At 67.7% G+C, this 15,772-nt stretch carries 17 protein-coding genes, 5 tRNA genes and 1 pseudogene; 9 read left to right on the forward strand and 14 right to left on the reverse strand.

Annotated features, from left to right (window positions below; translation table 11 throughout):
• Positions 1–293: 293 nt before the first annotated feature.
• A tRNA-Lys gene (locus IZR01_RS30565) sits at positions 294–366 on the reverse strand.
• A 196-nt stretch (positions 367–562) separates the two neighbouring features.
• Between IZR01_RS30565 and IZR01_RS30570 the strand changes: the two genes are divergently transcribed.
• The 8 genes from IZR01_RS30570 (at position 563) to IZR01_RS30605 (ending at position 4,017) form a co-directional block, all read left to right on the forward strand.
• Positions 563–635: transfer RNA gene (locus tag IZR01_RS30570), tRNA-Glu, on the forward strand.
• A 116-nt stretch (positions 636–751) separates the two neighbouring features.
• Positions 752–826: transfer RNA gene (locus tag IZR01_RS30575), tRNA-Asp, on the forward strand.
• Between the two features lie 168 nt (positions 827–994).
• On the forward strand, positions 995–1,396 hold the full coding sequence (locus IZR01_RS30580) for a YccF domain-containing protein (protein WP_194890943.1): 402 nt from the start codon (positions 995–997) through the stop codon (positions 1,394–1,396).
• Between the two features lie 109 nt (positions 1,397–1,505).
• A tRNA-Phe gene (locus IZR01_RS30585) sits at positions 1,506–1,579 on the forward strand.
• Positions 1,580–1,701: 122 nt separating this feature from the next.
• Positions 1,702–2,172: a MogA/MoaB family molybdenum cofactor biosynthesis protein gene (locus tag IZR01_RS30590; protein WP_194890942.1), complete on the forward strand. Its 471-nt coding sequence runs from the start codon at positions 1,702–1,704 to the stop codon at positions 2,170–2,172.
• A 53-nt stretch (positions 2,173–2,225) separates the two neighbouring features.
• On the forward strand, positions 2,226–2,903 hold the full coding sequence (locus IZR01_RS30595) for a GNAT family N-acetyltransferase (protein ID WP_323746016.1): 678 nt from the start codon (positions 2,226–2,228) through the stop codon (positions 2,901–2,903).
• Between the two features lie 150 nt (positions 2,904–3,053).
• On the forward strand, positions 3,054–3,884 hold the full coding sequence (locus IZR01_RS30600) for a SepX/GlpR family protein (RefSeq protein WP_194890941.1): 831 nt from the start codon (positions 3,054–3,056) through the stop codon (positions 3,882–3,884).
• 59 nt (positions 3,885–3,943) lie between these two features.
• Positions 3,944–4,017 (forward strand) — tRNA-Ala (locus IZR01_RS30605).
• A 231-nt stretch (positions 4,018–4,248) separates the two neighbouring features.
• On the opposite strand, the gene IZR01_RS30610 is transcribed toward IZR01_RS30605, so the two are convergent.
• The 13 genes and pseudogenes from IZR01_RS30610 to IZR01_RS30670 all read right to left on the reverse strand — a co-directional run bounded on the left by IZR01_RS30610 (position 4,249) and on the right by IZR01_RS30670 (position 14,847).
• The gene (locus tag IZR01_RS30610; protein WP_194925907.1) at positions 4,249–4,749 is read right to left on the reverse strand and encodes a UPF0158 family protein; all 501 of its coding nucleotides are present in this window, start codon (positions 4,747–4,749) and stop codon (positions 4,249–4,251) included.
• A 32-nt stretch (positions 4,750–4,781) separates the two neighbouring features.
• Positions 4,782–6,230, reverse strand: coding sequence for an AAA family ATPase (locus IZR01_RS53580; protein ID WP_194925914.1), 1,449 nt, complete (start codon positions 6,228–6,230; stop codon positions 4,782–4,784).
• 440 nt (positions 6,231–6,670) lie between these two features.
• Positions 6,671–6,958 (reverse strand): annotated as a pseudogene (locus IZR01_RS30620) (class I tRNA ligase family protein); the annotation flags it as partial.
• A 297-nt stretch (positions 6,959–7,255) separates the two neighbouring features.
• Positions 7,256–8,098: an HAD family hydrolase gene (locus IZR01_RS30625; RefSeq protein WP_194925908.1), complete on the reverse strand. Its 843-nt coding sequence runs from the start codon at positions 8,096–8,098 to the stop codon at positions 7,256–7,258.
• Between the two features lie 4 nt (positions 8,099–8,102).
• Complete coding sequence (locus IZR01_RS30630; protein ID WP_194890878.1) at positions 8,103–8,900, reverse strand: class I SAM-dependent methyltransferase; 798 nt, start codon at positions 8,898–8,900, stop codon at positions 8,103–8,105.
• Positions 8,901–8,909: 9 nt separating this feature from the next.
• On the reverse strand, positions 8,910–9,389 hold the full coding sequence (locus tag IZR01_RS30635) for a CYTH domain-containing protein (RefSeq protein ID WP_194890877.1): 480 nt from the start codon (positions 9,387–9,389) through the stop codon (positions 8,910–8,912).
• Between the two features lie 33 nt (positions 9,390–9,422).
• On the reverse strand, positions 9,423–10,454 hold the full coding sequence (locus IZR01_RS30640; protein ID WP_194890876.1) for an alcohol dehydrogenase catalytic domain-containing protein: 1,032 nt from the start codon (positions 10,452–10,454) through the stop codon (positions 9,423–9,425).
• Positions 10,451–11,146, reverse strand: a complete 696-nt coding sequence (locus tag IZR01_RS30645) for an HAD family hydrolase (protein ID WP_194890875.1) — start codon at positions 11,144–11,146, stop codon at positions 10,451–10,453. Before IZR01_RS30645 ends, IZR01_RS30640 begins: the two co-directional genes overlap by 4 nt.
• Positions 11,146–11,529, reverse strand: coding sequence for a nucleoside-diphosphate kinase (locus IZR01_RS30650; protein WP_323746010.1), 384 nt, complete (start codon positions 11,527–11,529; stop codon positions 11,146–11,148). Before IZR01_RS30650 ends, IZR01_RS30645 begins: the two co-directional genes overlap by 1 nt.
• Before the next feature lie 6 nt (positions 11,530–11,535).
• Positions 11,536–12,195, reverse strand: coding sequence for a hypothetical protein (locus IZR01_RS30655; protein ID WP_194890873.1), 660 nt, complete (start codon positions 12,193–12,195; stop codon positions 11,536–11,538).
• Entirely contained in the window at positions 12,192–13,010 is an 819-nt protein-coding gene (locus IZR01_RS30660; RefSeq protein WP_194925909.1) for a phytanoyl-CoA dioxygenase family protein, read from the reverse strand. The genes IZR01_RS30655 and IZR01_RS30660 overlap by 4 nt, the downstream gene beginning before the upstream one ends.
• Positions 13,007–14,029 carry a radical SAM protein gene (locus tag IZR01_RS30665; protein ID WP_194925910.1) on the reverse strand — a complete coding sequence of 341 codons (1,023 nt, stop codon included), beginning with the start codon at positions 14,027–14,029 and terminating at the stop codon, positions 13,007–13,009. The genes IZR01_RS30660 and IZR01_RS30665 overlap by 4 nt, the downstream gene beginning before the upstream one ends.
• On the reverse strand, positions 14,026–14,847 hold the full coding sequence (locus IZR01_RS30670; RefSeq protein ID WP_194925911.1) for a radical SAM protein: 822 nt from the start codon (positions 14,845–14,847) through the stop codon (positions 14,026–14,028). The genes IZR01_RS30665 and IZR01_RS30670 overlap by 4 nt, the downstream gene beginning before the upstream one ends.
• A gap of 686 nt (positions 14,848–15,533) precedes the next feature.
• On the opposite strand from IZR01_RS30670, the gene IZR01_RS30675 reads away from it, so the two are divergent.
• A complete protein-coding gene (locus IZR01_RS30675; protein ID WP_194890869.1) occupies positions 15,534–15,770 on the forward strand; it encodes an acyl carrier protein in 237 nt (78 codons plus the stop codon).
• The last annotated feature ends 2 nt before the right edge of the window (positions 15,771–15,772 follow it).

Raw genomic sequence — 15,772 nt, forward strand, 5'->3', positions numbered from 1 at the left:
CCCCCGAACCCCAGCCCAGGCCCCTGCCATAGCTGTCGGCGACCCGAAATATTCATCCAGTAGTCGAGCAGCGGACGAACAGCCCCGCAATCCCGCGCGGAACCTCCGAGAAACCCCGCGGCCGCACTGACCAACACGGAGCAGGACTCGACACGGGGCTCGTGTCATCATGGGGCGACACCCGAGTCCGCCTTCGCGGACGGGTATGCCACCCGCCTCGGCCGGCCAGCCTCCGGCGGCCGGTGTCGTGTCGCTGACCTGTGCGGACCCACCGCAGCAGGAAGATCGTGGGGTAGGGCGCGTGGGACTCGAACCCACAACCCACGGGTTAAAAGCCCGCTACTCTGCCAATTGAGCTAGCGCCCCACACACGCCCCTGGCGTGTGTCGCGTACCAGCGTAGCGGGTCGGTCGTCGTTAACAGAACCGGTTACTGCTTCGCCCGCGGCTCGCGTGCCGACCGAATGGGCGGGTGGGGCCGCTAATCATTTTGGCCCCGGGGCTGATCGTGCTCTATGCTTCAACTCGTCCCCGACGGACGGATGGACGTTGAGGGCAGACCAGCCCCCATCGTCTAGAGGCCTAGGACGCCGCCCTTTCAAGGCGGTAACACGGGTTCGAATCCCGTTGGGGGTACGCCGTACCAGTTGGGCCGGAAGCCGTTAGGAACTGCGGCGGTAATCCGATATGCTCTACCGGGCGGTCGGGGAACCGGCCGGGCTGGGAACGCAAGGCAGTACAAGTACATACGAGGTCCCGTGGAGCAGCTAGGAGTGCTCGTCACCCTGTCAAGGTGAAGGTCGCGGGTTCAAATCCCGTCGGGACCGCATACGAAGAGCCGCCGCGAGGCGGCTCTTCTGCTTTTCCGCTCCACCTGTCCTGGTCCGCTTGCCGCCCGAGCGGCCGCTCAGGGCTGGCCGTGGGGGCCATGGAACGCGATGATCGGCTCAGGCGTTCTCCGTTCGAACGGGCGGCGCGAGGATATGCGGGGAGACATGCGCTTCATTCTGAACATCATCTGGCTGGTGCTGTGCGGCTTCTGGATGGCCATCGGCTATGCGCTGGCCGGGATCATCTGCTGCATCCTGATCATCACCATCCCCTGGGGCCTGGCCTCGTTCCGGATCGCCAACTATGCGCTGTGGCCGTTCGGGCGGACGATCATCGACAAGCCCGGGGCCGGCGCCTTGTCGTTCCTCGGGAACGTCATCTGGTTCGTGGTGGCCGGGATCTGGCTGGCCATCGGGCACGCGATCACCGGTGTCCTGCTGTGCCTGACGATCATCGGCATCCCGCTGGGCGTCGCCAACTTCAAGCTGATCCCGGTCTCGCTGGCCCCGCTGGGCAAGGAGATCGTCACCACCCGCCAGGCGGACTACCGGTACGGATCCCGCTGAGCGGCCCTGCGGTACTGCGGAAGCGCGCTTCGCAAACCCGGTGGGAGGTATACCTCGCCATCCGGTATGCTGTTCCAGGTGTCCGGGCGACCGGACGCTTTCGCAGTGGGGCCAGGTAGCTCAGTTGGTACGAGCGTCCGCCTGAAAAGCGGAAGGTCGCCGGTTCGACCCCGGCCCTGGCCACCTCGAAGAACGCGTACAGAACCCCGTCGGGTGACCGGCGGGGTTCTTTCGTTTCCAGTCTCACCCGGAGAGGAAAGTGAGTAGCGTTGGCCGGCGACACTCAGCTGGACAGGGGGAGCGCGATGCGGCGTGCGATGGTCGTGACGGTGTCCAACCGCGCGGCTCAGGGGGTGTACGCCGACACCACGGGCCCGATCATCGTGGAGCGGCTGACCGAGCTCGGCTTCGCGGCCGCGGGGCCGGAGGTGGTGCCCGACGGGGCGCCGGTGGAGGTCGTGCTGCGGCGGATGCTCTCGCTGGGCTACGACGTGATCGTCACCACCGGGGGCACCGGGATCTCGCCGACGGATCAGACCCCGGACATGACGCGGCGGGTGCTCGACTACGAGGTGCCCGGGATCTCCGAGGCGATCCGCGCCGAGGGGCTGGCGAAGGTGCCGACCGCGGCGCTGTCCCGGGCCACGGCCGGCGTCGCCGGGAACACGCTCATCGTCAACCTGCCGGGCTCCCCGGGCGGGGTGAAGGACGGCATGGCGGTCCTGGGGCGGGTGCTCGCGCACGCGCTGGACCAGCTGCACGGGGGCGACCACTGAACCGGCCCGCCGGGTGGGGCGCGGCGTGGCCGGCGGTCCTGGGCGACGGAGCGGTGCGGCTGCGCCCGCTGGCGTTGTCCGACGCCCCGGCCTGGCGGGAGCTGAAGGAGCGCAACCGGTCCTGGCTGTCGCGGTGGGAGGCCACGGTGCCACCCGGTGACACCAGCGGGCGGATCACCTTCCGGCAGATGGTGCGGCGGCTGCGCACCGAGGCGCTGGCCGGCCGGATGCTGCCGTTCGCCATCGACTACGCCGAGCCCCCGGACCCCGCCGACGTGCTCGACGGCCTGCCGGGCGCCGAGCACGAGCCCGGCGGCCGCCGGGGCCGCCGGCCCGCCAAGCCGGTCGCCCACCGGCTCGTCGGCCAGCTCACGGTCTCCAGCATCACCTGGGGCTCGCTGCGCTCGGCGAACATCGGCTACTGGGTCGATGAGACCGTCGCCGGCCGCGGCATCACACCGACCGCCCTCGCCCTGGCCGTCGACCACTGCTTCCGCGCCGCCGGGCTGCACCGCATCGAGGTGTGCATCCGGCCGGAGAACGCGGCCAGTCTGCGCGTGGTCCACAAGCTCGGCTTCCGGCCCGAGGGACTGCGCCGGGCGTATCTGCACATCGACGGCGACTGGCGGGACCACGAGGCGTTCGCGCTGACCGCCCAGGAGGTGCCGGACGGGCTGCTGGCCCGTTGGCGCGTCACTCTTTCGAGCAGCGGCACTACTCCGGCCGGGTGACAAATGGTGTGGACCGTGCTTGATGGGGGAACAGCGGACACCCTAGACTGATCAACTGGCCCCATCTGTCACAACAGTCTCGTCACAACCTCAACGACACGCCGACAGAATGCGCCTTGATGATCGTCGGCCCCTCTACTGTGCTGTGTTGTGAGCAGCAGCGGCCTCATCTACGCGGGAATCGTCGGCGCCTGGGCCGTGTACCTCGTCCCAGTGTGGCTGCGCAGGGAAGAACAACTGAACGAGGCGCGGGAGAAGGCGCGCTACGCAGCCGCCATCCGCACCCTCGGGCGCAGCGAACGCTTCGAGAAGAAGGTGCTCGCCGACGAGGCCCTGGCCGCCACCGGCACCGACGGTGCCCTCGCCCCGCGCCCCGGGGACGGACGTCCCGCGGAGAAGAAGCAGCCGCTGCGCAAGACGGCCGTCCTCCCGACACCGGTGAAGAACCTCAAGCCGAAGCCGGCCGCCGCCCCGATGCCCAAGCCGCCGGCGGCGAAGCCGATCCCGGCCGCGGCGGCCCAGCCCCGCAAGGTCGTCACCGCGCAACTGCCGCCCCACCAGCAGTCGATCACCAAGCCCACGCCCGCCACGACAGCCGCCCGGCGCCGCGGAGTGCTGCTGATGCGCCGCCGCCGCGTGGTCGCCGCCCTGTTCACCCTGGCGACCCTGGGCGCCATCGTGAGCACCTTCCTGGGCCTGGCCTTCATCTGGGCCATGCTCGCCCCCGCGGCCCTGTTCTCGGGCTACGTCGTCTACATCCGCAGCGACGAGAAGCAGCGCGCCCGCGAACGCTACCGCCGCCGCCAAGCCGCCCTGGCCGCCGACCGCCGCCGCGACCGCCAGCAGCGCCAGGCCGACCAGCGCACATCATCACCGGCCCCGGCCTCCGCCTCCGCCGACCCCCTGGTCCACGAGCCCGAGTCCACGGTGTGGCGCCCCGCACAGCCCCCGCACGAGTACCGCAGGGCGGCCAACGGCTAACACCGGAAAACGAGTTTCGGAACGGGTCAGGCCATGTGATAGATTTCTGACTCGTTGGAGGGCCTGTGGCGCAGCCTGGTAGCGCACCTCGTTCGCATCGAGGGGGTCAGGAGTTCAAATCTCCTCAGGTCCACATACAATATTGAAGGTGGTTCTTCCCAGGTCAGGGTCTGTAAGGAATCAAATCGGCCGGTGTCCACAAAAGCGTGGGCTCCGGCCGTTGCCGTTCTGGTGCTGTCTCATCGCCGCAACGCAGCTGCACAGGCGTCGATGCTGTCGGTATTTCGGCGCGGGTTGGTCTGCGACCGGTTGCGACAGCAGTCCGGGTGTGCGCGGCCAATACACGGCGAAGTTCTGAGCGGTTTCAGGACCCTGATGTGGCGTCCCGGGGCGGGCTGTGCCGGGTGCTGATGTAGCCGTTGTCGGCGAGCCATTCGGCGGCACGCTGGTGTTCGCGGGCGTCGGCGAAGGTGAAGTAGGGGTCCAGGGTCCCGGTGTGCTCCGCGAGGACGTCTTTGAATCGGCGGAAGGCGCCGCAGCCCTGGACGGCGACGGTGAGCAGTTCGGCCAGGTGTTCGTCGGTGAGGGTGTCGATGTAGTCCAGCATGTCCTGGTAGGCGGCGCGGGAGCCGAGGCGGTCGATGCCCAGGATGTTCTCGCGTGTCTCGTACAGGTCGACGCCTTCGTCGTCGCGCAGGTACTCGATGACGCACTCGACGAAGATCTCGCCGGTGTCCAGGTCGATGATGCCGCCGCCGGTCGGTTCCAGCGGGTTGCTTTCGAGTGCCTCGGCGAGTTCCGCCAAGTCCACCGGTAGAGGCTTCAGGTCGCCGTCGGTGCCGTTCAGCTGGATGCCGTCGTCCACGTTCGTGAGTGTAGAGCGCTTATATGATCGCTTCACCTGTAAAGGTCGGCTGCCCCGACGAGCAGGATCTCGCTGTTCTTCTCGGCTTCGGCGTGCAGGTCGTCGGCGAAGCCGGTGGCGCTGTAGCAGGCGAGGCGGGCGGTTTCGGCGCCGTGGCGGCCTTGGGCGGCGAGCAGGGCGCGGATGTGGCGCAGACGTTCCAGGTGGGCGATGCCCATGGTCTCCCCCCATTTTGCCTCGCCGATGGCCAGGATCGGCTGGCGGTTGTCGTCGTCCAGGCCGTAGGCGACGACGTCGACTTCGTGGCTGGTCTTGGCGGCGGGGTCGTTGACGGTGCCGGGCTGGACGCGGTGGGGGAAGTCGCCCAGGAGGTGTTCCTCGGCGATGTGGCGAGTCCAGTGGCGGCAGACGTGTTCGAAGTGCGGGCCCAGGACGTTGCCGGTGAAACGGCGGCGACTGCGCTGCCACAGCCGGGCTGGGTCGGCGGTATGTTCCAGGTCGGACCAGATCGGGCGCATGACGGCGTGGTAGAAGGTCACCAAGGGTTCGGTGATGTGGAACGTGGTGCGGTTGTCTTTGAACGCGTCGGGTTCCTTGGCGATCAGGCCGGAGTCTTCCAGGACGTTCAGCGGGTGGGCCATGTCGCCGGATTTGCGGCCGAGGTAGGAGGCGATGCCGCCGCGGTTGGCGTTGCCGTCGGCGATCGCGGCCAGCACCGAGTGGTACAGGCCGGTGTCCTGGATGTCGGGCTCGTCGGCCAGCAGGTAGCGGGCCTCGCGGAACAGGGGGCTGGTGGGGGACAGGACCGTGCGCTGCACCCAGGCGTCGAAGTCGTCGGGGCCGGCCGGGGTGTCGTCGCGGGCGTATTCGCGGCGGTAGGCCGGGGTGCCGCCGACGATGGCGTTGACTTTCAGGGCGGTGACCGGGTCGTCGATGCCCCAGAACTGCGCGGCCAGCCGGTAGTCCAGGGTCGGCACGAGCAACTCCAGGCCGGCGCGGCCGCGTAGCGGGGCGTTGCCGGACAGCAAACCACCCATGAACGACATCGCCGAACCGCACAGCAGCAGCCGGGTGCGACTGGCCTCGCGCTGTCTGCGCAGCGGGGCCAGGGCGTTCTGCACGACTGACGGCAGGGTCGGGTTGGCCTTGGCCAGGTAGGGGAATTCGTCGATGACCACCGGCACGGGCTGCTCCCGGCCCAGGGCCAGCAATGCGTCGACGACCTGATGCCAGTCGGTGAACTCCAGCGGCGCCGGGGCGCCCAGGTGTTCGCCGAGGGCGGCGCCGATCCGCCGCAGGGACTCGCCGTCGGCGGCCTGGTCGGCGGCGAAGTAGAAGCCGCCGGTGGCTTGGCATAAGGCGCGCAGCAGGAAGGTCTTGCCCTGCCGGCGGCGGCCCGAGACCACGCCGAGCGTCGCGCCGGGGCGATCGTCGGCGGCGAAGGCGGTCAGCGCCGACCATTCGCGATCACGGTCGAACATCTCATCCGGACGGGGAAGCGGCACCGAAGACCTCCTCGGGATTGCATAACCCAACTTATGATAACTGAGGTCACGGTAGGTTGCGACCTGGGCCGAGCGATGAGGTGCAGCGCCGGAGCCCTACGCTGAGCTGGTGGGACATGGGCTGCGAGAAGGTTGTCGGCGCCGGTGTCCAGCGCGGTGGCGGCCGCACGCGATCCTCGCCGGTTGTGGGGCAGCCGCCCCAGCGCGTGTGCAGCGCGCCAGCCGTGCTAACGAAGGCCGCGGCTGGCGTCCAGCCGGTCAGCGGCAGCAAGCCGATGTTCCGCGATTTGATGATCACTGGTGACCATCAAATCAGGAGTCGGCTATGACGACGATGGACAGGTAATCGGCACCCTCAGCCTGACCGATCCACGAAAACGCTGATCAGATCCTGCGAAGGCTTTCTGGACTACTACGCGGCGTTCGACCCGCTTGCCCCGCATCGTCTGGTACCGCGGGATGAGGTCCTTGACGTAGCCGGTCAGCAGGTGACCGTAGTGCGGCAGCCCGTTCGCGAACGGCGGGCCGTCGTAGAACACGAACTCGTTCGCGCCGCTGTCACCGGCCGGCCGGTTCTCCACCGAAGCCCGGAACGTCCCGTCGCCCGCCCAGTAGTCGAGCACGCGTTCCTCGATCGCCGGAAACCGGGGACTGGCAGGCACCGCCTCGTCACCCGTGCCCGCAGAAGCCTTGGGGTACCTCATTAAGTCGATGGTCCTTCGCGCTCGGTCGTCTCCGCCTCACGCGAGGACGATGCCACCGGCGCCAGCTTGCGTCCGGTGACCCGCGGTACCACCTCGCTTGCCGCGATCGCGTCCTGCGCTGCGATCACGACCACTTCATCATGAACTGTGACGGGTCCACCCGTCCGGTTCTACTAGGGCTGCTCGCCTGTTCTTCCGGAGGCTCACCGGTGATGGCCGGGTCAACGCCTTAGTGCGGGCAGCTTACCGTCACCGGGTACGCCACGTCATCTGGTTGCGCGCTTGGGGCGGCGCGCGTCATTGGTGCAACTCCACCAACAAGGCAGCCAGCTCCTCCGGCGAGCCGGCTACATGCCCGGCGGCATCTCGGACATGCAGTGGAGCGTGAGCCATCGCGATGGACAGGCCGCCCCACCTGATCATTCCGAGATCGTTGTCGCCGTCGCCGGCCACGAGAACTCGCGGTGCTGCGACGCCATGGTGGGCTGCGATGGTCGCGACCATGCTCTCCTTCGTCGCTGCCGCGGCGACCACATCGATCCATCCGTTGTCGAACACGGTGTATCGCAGCCCGTCACCGTCCAACTCGCGAAGTGCCTGACGTGCATGCTCCAGATGGGCTCCCGGCTCTCCCGACTCTCCCGACTCTTGAGACGCGGGGGTCAGGCGGCCGATCAGCCGGGTCGTTCGAATCTGCGCGAGTTCTGAGACGTCAGCGCTGCGGATGAACGTCGAGGGGAAGTCCTGGGCGAAGCCCGGGGTGTGCACATAGCCCTCAGTCCCGAATTCGACAGCGAACTCAGCCGAAGCCGCCAGCGATGAGATGGCCGCTACGGCGCGCTCCGGTGACAGCGTCAGGCATGTGGCGCCGGAAGGATCCCGCAGGCGGTGCGTGTACGCGCCATCCGAGGCCACCAGCCACAGGAGGTCCGACTCGGGCAGTTGCCGCACGATCGGCAAGGCGGCCCACACCGGGCGTCCGGTCGCGACCACCACCGGGATCCCGGACGCCTGCAGGTCGTCCAGTGTCTTGACCAGTACCGGCGGAATGACCATGTCCGCGCCCCATCCGCCGTGCGCGCGGTGCGGCACCAAGGTTCCGTCGAGATCCATCACGACGAGGCCGTAAGCGGCTGCCATGGGACTACCGAGTCCGTTCGGCGATGAGGGTGAAGGTGATGGGAAGCGCGACGCCGTCTGCTGTGACCCGGTATTCGCGACCGTCGTGTTCCATGAAGTCCTTGCCTCGGTGGTGGTGGCTGAAGTTCTCGGCGATCTGTCGGACCGACAGGCCTGCCGTGATCGCCGTGTTCGCGATCTGTACCGGACTCCTCATCGACCAGATGCCTTTTGACCTGCTCAGCGATTGACCGGTGGCGTAATCGTTCGGCGCGTCGACCACCAGCGGCTTCCGGGTGGCGTACGGGAGGTCCAGCCTGATCGGGTCTGCCGAACCCAGCATCAGGTACAGGTTGTGGAAGTCCACCACCACCAGTCTGCCGCCGGGAGCCAGGCAGCGCGCGACGCCACGCATCCAGGCGTCGGCATCGGCGATCCAGTGGAAGACTCCATGGGAGGCGAAGACGATGTCGAACCGGTTCGCGAGGCTCTCGGGGAGATCTTGCGCGTCGGCCACCACGAAGTCCGCCGCGACCCCGGCTGCGGCAGCGAACGCCCGAGCCTTCTCGACCGCCGTTTCGGAGAAGTCGACGCCTGTCACCTCGGCCCCCAGTCTCGCCAATGAGATGGTGTCCAATCCGATGTGACACTGAAGATGCAAAATCCGCACTCCGCGGACGTCGCCCAGCAGATCGGTCTCGATCGGGCCGAGCGAGGACTCACCGGCGACCACCGCACTCGCGCGGTACACGGAGTCCTCGCCGTGCATGCCGGCCAGTTCGTCCCAGCGGAGCCGGTTCAGGCGCAGGGCTGTGTCATTCATGGGCAGCTCTCACTGTTCGGCCCACTCGGCGAACGGTCGATCGACGAGTGAGGAGTTCGCATACTTGTCGTCGGTCGAAATCTCCCGCCCGACCCACGGCGGGCACGTGACCTGCTCCCCCTCGGCATACTCGATCTCGGCGATGACCAGGCCCTTGTTCGCTTCACAGAACTCGTCGACGATCCAGTCCCCGACAGGCTCGTTCTCGATCCGGAAGCGCCTTTTGACGATCAGGGGCTTCAGGCACAGACCGTCCAGCATGAACACCGCCTGATCCACCGGAATCTCGTACTCGAATTCGTGGCGGCGATGGTGCCTGCGAATTCCCTTGACCGTGATCCAGCCCCTCGTGCCGTCGACGACTCGCACCCGCACGACCCGCTCGCGGTCCAGGCTGAGATACCCCTGCCGGATGAGAGTGGGCTCGGCCGCCTGGAGTCGCCAGCCCTCCCCGTCGAGAAGAAATCGGCGCTCGGTCTCGATCGCCATGCAGCTCCTTCGTCGCGTGAAACCTGTTCGCCCTCAGCCCTGCGGCCAGAGGACGGCTTTAAGAGTCGTGCGCTCGGCCATCTCCGCGTAGCCCTTCGCAGCGTCACGCAGCTCCAGATGGCGGTCCACGAGAAACGAGGCGTCGAGCGAACCGCCGGTGATCGAGTCGAGCAGCTCCGGAAGGTACCTGCGGGCCGGCGCGATGCCGTAGCGGATGCCGATGTTGTGTCTGAACATCGCCGCGACCGGCGCGGTACGGACACCGTGGGGCACGCCGACCACTCCCACCGTGCCGCCGTCTCCGACCACGGAGACGGCCAGGTCGGTGGTGTCGGCCGTCCCGACGCAGTCGAGGACGGCGTCCGGCCGGCTGCGCACCAGGTCGTCGAACCAGCCGGTGGAGCGGGAGTCGACGACACGGTCGGCCTCGCCCGCGCGCGCCATCCGAGCCCGATGGTGGCCGAGCACGGTGATGTGCGTGGCTCCGGCACGCCTGGCCATGGTGACCGCGGCCAGACCCACGCTGCCGTCGCCGACGACGACGCACCTGGTTCCGGCGCCGACCCCGGCGATCTCGACAGCGTGCCGCCCCGTCGCCAACACGTCCCCGGCCAGCAGCACGTTGACCGTCCGCCGTTCGTCGCTCAGCGTCCCGGGAGGAAGAGGCAGCAGCGTGCCGTCAGCATGCGGGACCCTGACGAACTCGCTCTGCGCACCGCCGGCGCCCGAGGTCCGGCCGAAGAATCCGCCGTCGCTGCACGACGAGGTCCATCCTTCACGACACGGCGGGCACTCCGCGCAGCTCCAGGAGAATGGTGCCGCGACTTCGTCGCCGACCCGGAGCCCGCGGACCTCCGCCCCGACGGCCGTGACCTCGCCGACGAACTCGTGCCCGATGGCCTGCATCGCCGCGCGCTGAGCCACCCCGGTGAACGCCCACAGGTCGCTGCCGCAGATACCGGCGGCTCGAACTCGCACCAGAGCGTCCGTGGGAGCCTGCAGACCTGGGTCGTCGAGCTCGACACTGCGGATGTCGCCCGGCGCGGCCAGCACCGTGGATCTCATCGGCCGTCCAGGTAGCCCAGGACGTCCGGGATGGTCGCGATCCTGGGACCGGTCCAGGACTCGACGTCGGGACGCGTGCGATCGTAGGTGTTGGTCAGGTCCGGGGTGACCAGGACGGGATGAAGCCCCGCCGCAGCCGCACCGCGCAACTCCCCGTCACTTCCGTCGCCGACGTAGAGGACGGCGCCGGCCGGTATCCCGAGCCTGTCGAGAACCAGCTCGTAGGATCGGGGCTCGGGCTTGGACACCCGGGCGGTACAGCTGAACACCGCGGCGTCGAACCGGCTGCCCCAGGCCGTCTCGGCGAGGATGGACGGGACGTCCGGGGCGCAGTTGGTGAGCAGGCCCAGGCGCAGACCGGCGGTTTTGAGAGCGGCCAGCGTCCGTTCGACGCCCTCCAGCGGTTCGAGTCCGGCCCTGGTGAACTCGCCGTACTGCACGGCGGCGGCCCGGCATGCCTGGGGGTCGAGCCGGACACCGGTCCGGTCGCCCATCCAGGCGAAGTTGTCGGCGACGGAGGCGAAACCGCCTGAGGTCCGCTGCCCGAAGGACTCGATCCACAACGCGTGGCAGGCTTCGAAGTCCATCCCCAGCACCCGCGCGCACCCCCGGATGGCTTCGGTGTGCTCGGCTTTGCGGAACGGCGGAACGAGCGTGCCGAACAGGTCGAACACCACCGCCTCGAAGGTCATCACGCCACCCTGATGGAGTCGAGGTACCGGTACTCGCGATCGAACGCCGCCTGGTCGTCCGGCGAGTGAAGCATGTTCCGGTAGGAGTTGACCTGGCTGCGCTGCTCCCTGAGCGCGTCTTTGAACTCGATGACCGTGGGGACGGCGCCGTCCCCGGTCAGCACATAGGCGTCCAGCGGGTGGTGCGGGAAGTCCTCCATCAGGCTGTTCGTCCACCGCCACCCGTAAATCCGGGGCCACAGCTCGAAGATGCCCTCCGGGGTGAACCGGACCTGGAAGTGTTCCTCCAGGGTCAGCGGGAGCTGCCGGATCGCCTCCAGGATCTCGGCTTGCAGCCCGCGCTCGTACACGTCGGGCTTCATCAGAATCAGAGTGTTGTCCACGCTCGCCTACTCAGCTCGAGTGATCGACAGCAGTGAACGGCTGTCATGGAGTTCGGCATCGTTGTCACGGTACTTGCCGAGAACCGCCTCATGGACGTCGCCGGAGTCGAAGAACTCCTCGACACAGCGCTTCAGATGAGAATCCCCGTTGATCTTCCCGGCCGTCGTCCGGCTCTCCAGGAGGCCATCGCTGGGAATGAGGACGTGCTCGTCGGCCTGGATGTCGACGGCGATCGTGCGCAACGGATGCCGAAGCATGCCACCGGGCCCGGTCACGGGTCCGGGAAAGTCCGTGTAGCACGTCGGTCGCGTCCGCGACAGGCGGTACACCGGAGCGTAGGCCCCGGCCAGCGTGAGCCCGGCGTCCCCGAGTTCCACCAGACCGACGTTCAGGAAGCAGCCCGTCAGCGGCAGGTCGGCCTTGGCGAACCAGTCGGTCGCGACGGCGCGGACCCGGGTCAGGGCATCCAGCAACGACGCCCCGTCGCCGGCGGCGCGGTCGATCTCGTCGAACACGACGGCGCGCACCTGGGGCGCGGCAGCCGGCGGCACCCCGTTGGAGTCCACCAGGGCGAGCAGCCGGCCCGCCGCCGAGTCGAAGTGCCGGAACTCGTCGGTGTCGAACGCCGATCCCGGATCGCGGCTGTACCGGAAACTCCAGCTCACCGGGCATCACCGGAGTAGGTGACCTCGGGGTAGAACCGGGTGTCCAGCGGTTGTCCGTGCTCGCCTTCGTAGTCCTTGGCCCACTTGTTCTCGCCGTCGAAGCGCACGTCCGCGGTGACGAAGAACAGACCGATGGCGCTGCGCGAGCGGTCACTCCAGTTGGGTCCCGAGCAATGCCAGGTGAACGCGTCGTGGAAGTGCACGTACCCCTTGGGGACGGGACACAGATGTCGGCTGACTTCGTGGCCCTGGTAGACGTCCGGGATCTGGTCGGCGGCGCCGACGTGCTCAGCCAGCCGTTCCATGTGGTCGGTCGCATCTCCCCACCCATGCGAGCCGGGCACCATCCACATGGCGCCGTTGTCCTCGTCTGCTCCGTTCAGCGAGATCCAGGCGCTGACCGTTCGGAACGGCGGGAGGAACGGCAGGAAGGTGGAGTCCTGGTGCCAGGTGTGGATGCCACCGGCGTTGGCGGGCTTGTAGAAGAACCGGTCCTGCCACAGGTGAAACCGGGTGTGCCCGGTGAGGTTGTGCAGCGCCTCGGTCAGCAGCGGGTGCCGGTACAGCTGCGCGAATGCGTCGTAGCGCTTCCACATGTTCTTGATGTGCAGCAGCGGCCGGCCGGCGTGCTTGAAGTCGTAGACACGGCGGTGGTACTCGTGGTCGGGATTCTCGACGATCTCCCGGATGATCTCGTGCAGCTCGTCCGCGTGGGCGTCCTCGAGCAGCCGTTGGCCGCGGACGAAGCCATCGCGGTGATAGGCGTCGGTCAGTGTGTCCTCGAGAAGGCGGGAAGGGGATGCGTCAGACGTCATGGCCTAGCTCCGACGGTCGGCGTTTCGCTGTTGATGGAGACGAGCTTGCACAGTTCGACCATGCCGGTCTCCAAGGACCAGGGGTCGCGGCAGGCGCCGCTGAACCGCTCGCCGGTCTGCTCGCGCTGCACGAGCTCGCGCAGCGAGGCGTTGTGAACGTTGCCCAGGCTTTGGCCGGTGGGGATGAAGTAGCCGCAGGGGTAGACGTCGCCGTTCGGGTCGATGATGATCGACTCCCGTTTCCGTCGAGTGCAGACCGGCTGATAGTCGACGGGCAGGAAGTCTGGGAGGTTCTCCCGCGGCACCCGGTCCAGCTCGTACCAGATCCACGGCCTGCCGACGGCCAGCTCCTTCACTTCCCACAGGTACTCGACCCAGGTCTGCGGGTCGACTCTGAGCTCGGCCTCGTTCTGCACCGCCGCGCCGATCACACCGCACGAGAACAGCAGCAGCCGATCGACGCCCAGCTCCTCGGCCAGGGCAACGGTCTGCGCCACCTGCCGGACCGTCTCGCGCCAGACGACGGAGATCATGTGCGTGGGTATGCCCGCGGCCACGGACATCCTCGCGGCCTCGGTCACCTTGTCGAACGAGCCGATCCGTCGGCGGATCTTGTCGTGGGTGAAGGCGGTCGGCCCGTCGATGCTGAAGGTCAGCCGGGAGACGCGCCCCTTGAGCCGGTCGATCGTCTTCTGGGTGACCGCCAGTCCGTTGCTGGTGATCGCCGGGCTGATGCCGTGGTCGTTGAGGGCGTCCAGGAGCTCCCAGAATCCGCGGAACATCAAGGCCTCGCCGCCCTCGAGGTGCACCGTCTCCGGTCGCAGCTCGGGCAGTTCGCCGACCAGGCGCAGAACCGTCTCCAGGGTGAGCGCCTCGCGTGCGGACGGGCCGCAGCTGGCATAGCAATGGGCGCATTCGAGATTGCAGGTATTGAGCAGTCGGAGGAAGACATGCTTCATCCGCACCGGCACGGCTGCGGCCATCGCCGTCCCCGTGCTGCTGCCGAGTTCTGTGGTCATGGGGTGAACAGCTCCTCGCCGGCGCTGGTCACGACGACCTGGCTGTCGCCGCCGCCGAGCACCAGGGTGAAGGATTCGACGAACTGCGGATATCTGTCGCACAGCTGCCCGTAGACAGTCCGGATCTGGTCGCGCGGCATGGGACGGACCACGGCGGCATCGGCGAGCTGAAGCGGCGTGGAGGTATAGGAGTGGTCAGCGTGAGCGACGGTCGCCTTGTGCCGATACTCCTTGAACGCGAAGCTGGCGCGCCCGAACAAGGGGGCGTAGACCTCCACGATGTCATCGACGGTGAGTCCGTCGAACATGACGACGACGATCTCCACGGCGTTCGGCAGGTCGGCGAGGCCCACCGTGTTGCGACGCGGCACCTCGAAAGCCAGCTTGCCGGTCACCCCCGACGCGGCTTCGCCCAAGCCGGCGTTGCCTTTGAGGCTGACACTGAACTCGTCCACATACGGAGACACCTGTTCCAGCCGGCCGGACAGGCTCGCGTTGGTGCACACGATCGAGTAGCCCCCGAGCCTGCGGATCTCCGAACCGAGTTCGACCACGAGCTCAGGGAACATGAGCGGCTCGCCACCGGTCAGGTAGATCACGCTGCCCTCGGCGACCTCGTCCCGGACGAAGTCGATGATCGACGCGGTCGACATCTCGCTCCAGCCGGGCAGTCGGTGTTGGCTGTCCTTCGCATAGCCGCCGACGTCGCAGTAGGGGCACGCCATGTTGCAAGGCGCGACCAGCACAAGCGATCCGTACGTACCGAACCGCGCACCCCGCGCCCGGTAAGGGAAAGCCCGGCTGATCAGGCCGAGCATCGGATAGGTTCCTCGCAACTCCGGCAAGGGGCCGACGCGACGCCGGGGACGCGGTGAATCAGCGGTCGTCTTCTCCTGCGACGAGAGGACATCGGGCAAGGTGTCGCCCTTTCTCTCCGAGATCATCAGTGGCGTGACTTGATCTGGACGTGTATTCGGCGGCGGGGCCGGTGCCACACCCGCGCCGACCTTCGGCGGGAGGGCCTACGAAAACGCACTGGATACGTGGTCGGCTCATGGGCGCCGAAGCGACATGCCGCTCAGCCCCGCCCCGTGCAGGAGTGAACGATAATGCCAAAACTCAAGCAGTATCAAGCATGAATTTTGGGCGAACTCGTTTACCTCAAGCACCGCAACGAGCGCCGTCCCAGGTACGCGCCACACCGAGCAGGGCTCTGGGACCCGGAAGACTCAAGGCGGGTGTGCGGACCAGTTCCGAGTGCACACATCAGATCAACTAGAACGCTTGATCCTGATCGAGTTTGGGCACTATCGTTCATGCCTGCACGGGGTGGGTGACCTGCATGTCCCCCGCCATCCGCAGTGAACCAGCCGTCGACCACACATCCGGAGACGCCCGCGGACGGCATTCCCGTCGCCACGGTCGCGCGATCCGGTGCGCAGTCGAACCCTGTTTTTGTTTCGTGCGACGCCGTCATGGCGGGGACCACCCTGAGGAGGACTACATGCCGCAGTCTGTGACAGACCGCGTGATCGCGCTGGCCGCCGAGGTGTTCCAACGGCCGGTCACCGTGACGGACAGCTTCTTCGACCTCGGAGGAGACTCCCTGATGGCCGTGGAACTGTGCATCCTCATCGAGGAGTGGGCCGGGCAGCCGGTGGACATCGGGACCTTGATGCAGGCCGAGAACATCGGGGCGTTCTCGGCACACATCGCGCAGCTCGTCGCCGAGCCTCGTTAGAG

Source organism: Catenulispora pinisilvae (assembly GCF_015356865.1).
Classification (GTDB): domain Bacteria; phylum Actinomycetota; class Actinomycetes; order Streptomycetales; family Catenulisporaceae; genus Catenulispora; species Catenulispora pinisilvae.

Coding starts and splice junctions, on each gene's coding strand:
- IZR01_RS30630 (WP_194890878.1), bottom strand. CDS start 8,900: ATGAATGACACAGCCCTGCGCCTGAACCGGCTCCGCTGGGACGAACTG.
- IZR01_RS30580 (WP_194890943.1), top strand. CDS start 995: ATGCGCTTCATTCTGAACATCATCTGGCTGGTGCTGTGCGGCTTCTGG.
- IZR01_RS30660 (WP_194925909.1), bottom strand. CDS start 13,010: ATGACGTCTGACGCATCCCCTTCCCGCCTTCTCGAGGACACACTGACC.
- IZR01_RS30675 (WP_194890869.1), top strand. CDS start 15,534: ATGCCGCAGTCTGTGACAGACCGCGTGATCGCGCTGGCCGCCGAGGTG.
- IZR01_RS30625 (WP_194925908.1), bottom strand. CDS start 8,098: ATGGCAGCCGCTTACGGCCTCGTCGTGATGGATCTCGACGGAACCTTG.
- IZR01_RS30635 (WP_194890877.1), bottom strand. CDS start 9,389: ATGGCGATCGAGACCGAGCGCCGATTTCTTCTCGACGGGGAGGGCTGG.
- IZR01_RS30670 (WP_194925911.1), bottom strand. CDS start 14,847: ATGCTCGGCCTGATCAGCCGGGCTTTCCCTTACCGGGCGCGGGGTGCG.
- IZR01_RS30640 (WP_194890876.1), bottom strand. CDS start 10,454: ATGAGATCCACGGTGCTGGCCGCGCCGGGCGACATCCGCAGTGTCGAG.
- IZR01_RS30590 (WP_194890942.1), top strand. CDS start 1,702: ATGCGGCGTGCGATGGTCGTGACGGTGTCCAACCGCGCGGCTCAGGGG.
- IZR01_RS53580 (WP_194925914.1), bottom strand. CDS start 6,230: ATGTTCGACCGTGATCGCGAATGGTCGGCGCTGACCGCCTTCGCCGCC.
- IZR01_RS30645 (WP_194890875.1), bottom strand. CDS start 11,146: ATGACCTTCGAGGCGGTGGTGTTCGACCTGTTCGGCACGCTCGTTCCG.
- IZR01_RS30665 (WP_194925910.1), bottom strand. CDS start 14,029: ATGACCACAGAACTCGGCAGCAGCACGGGGACGGCGATGGCCGCAGCC.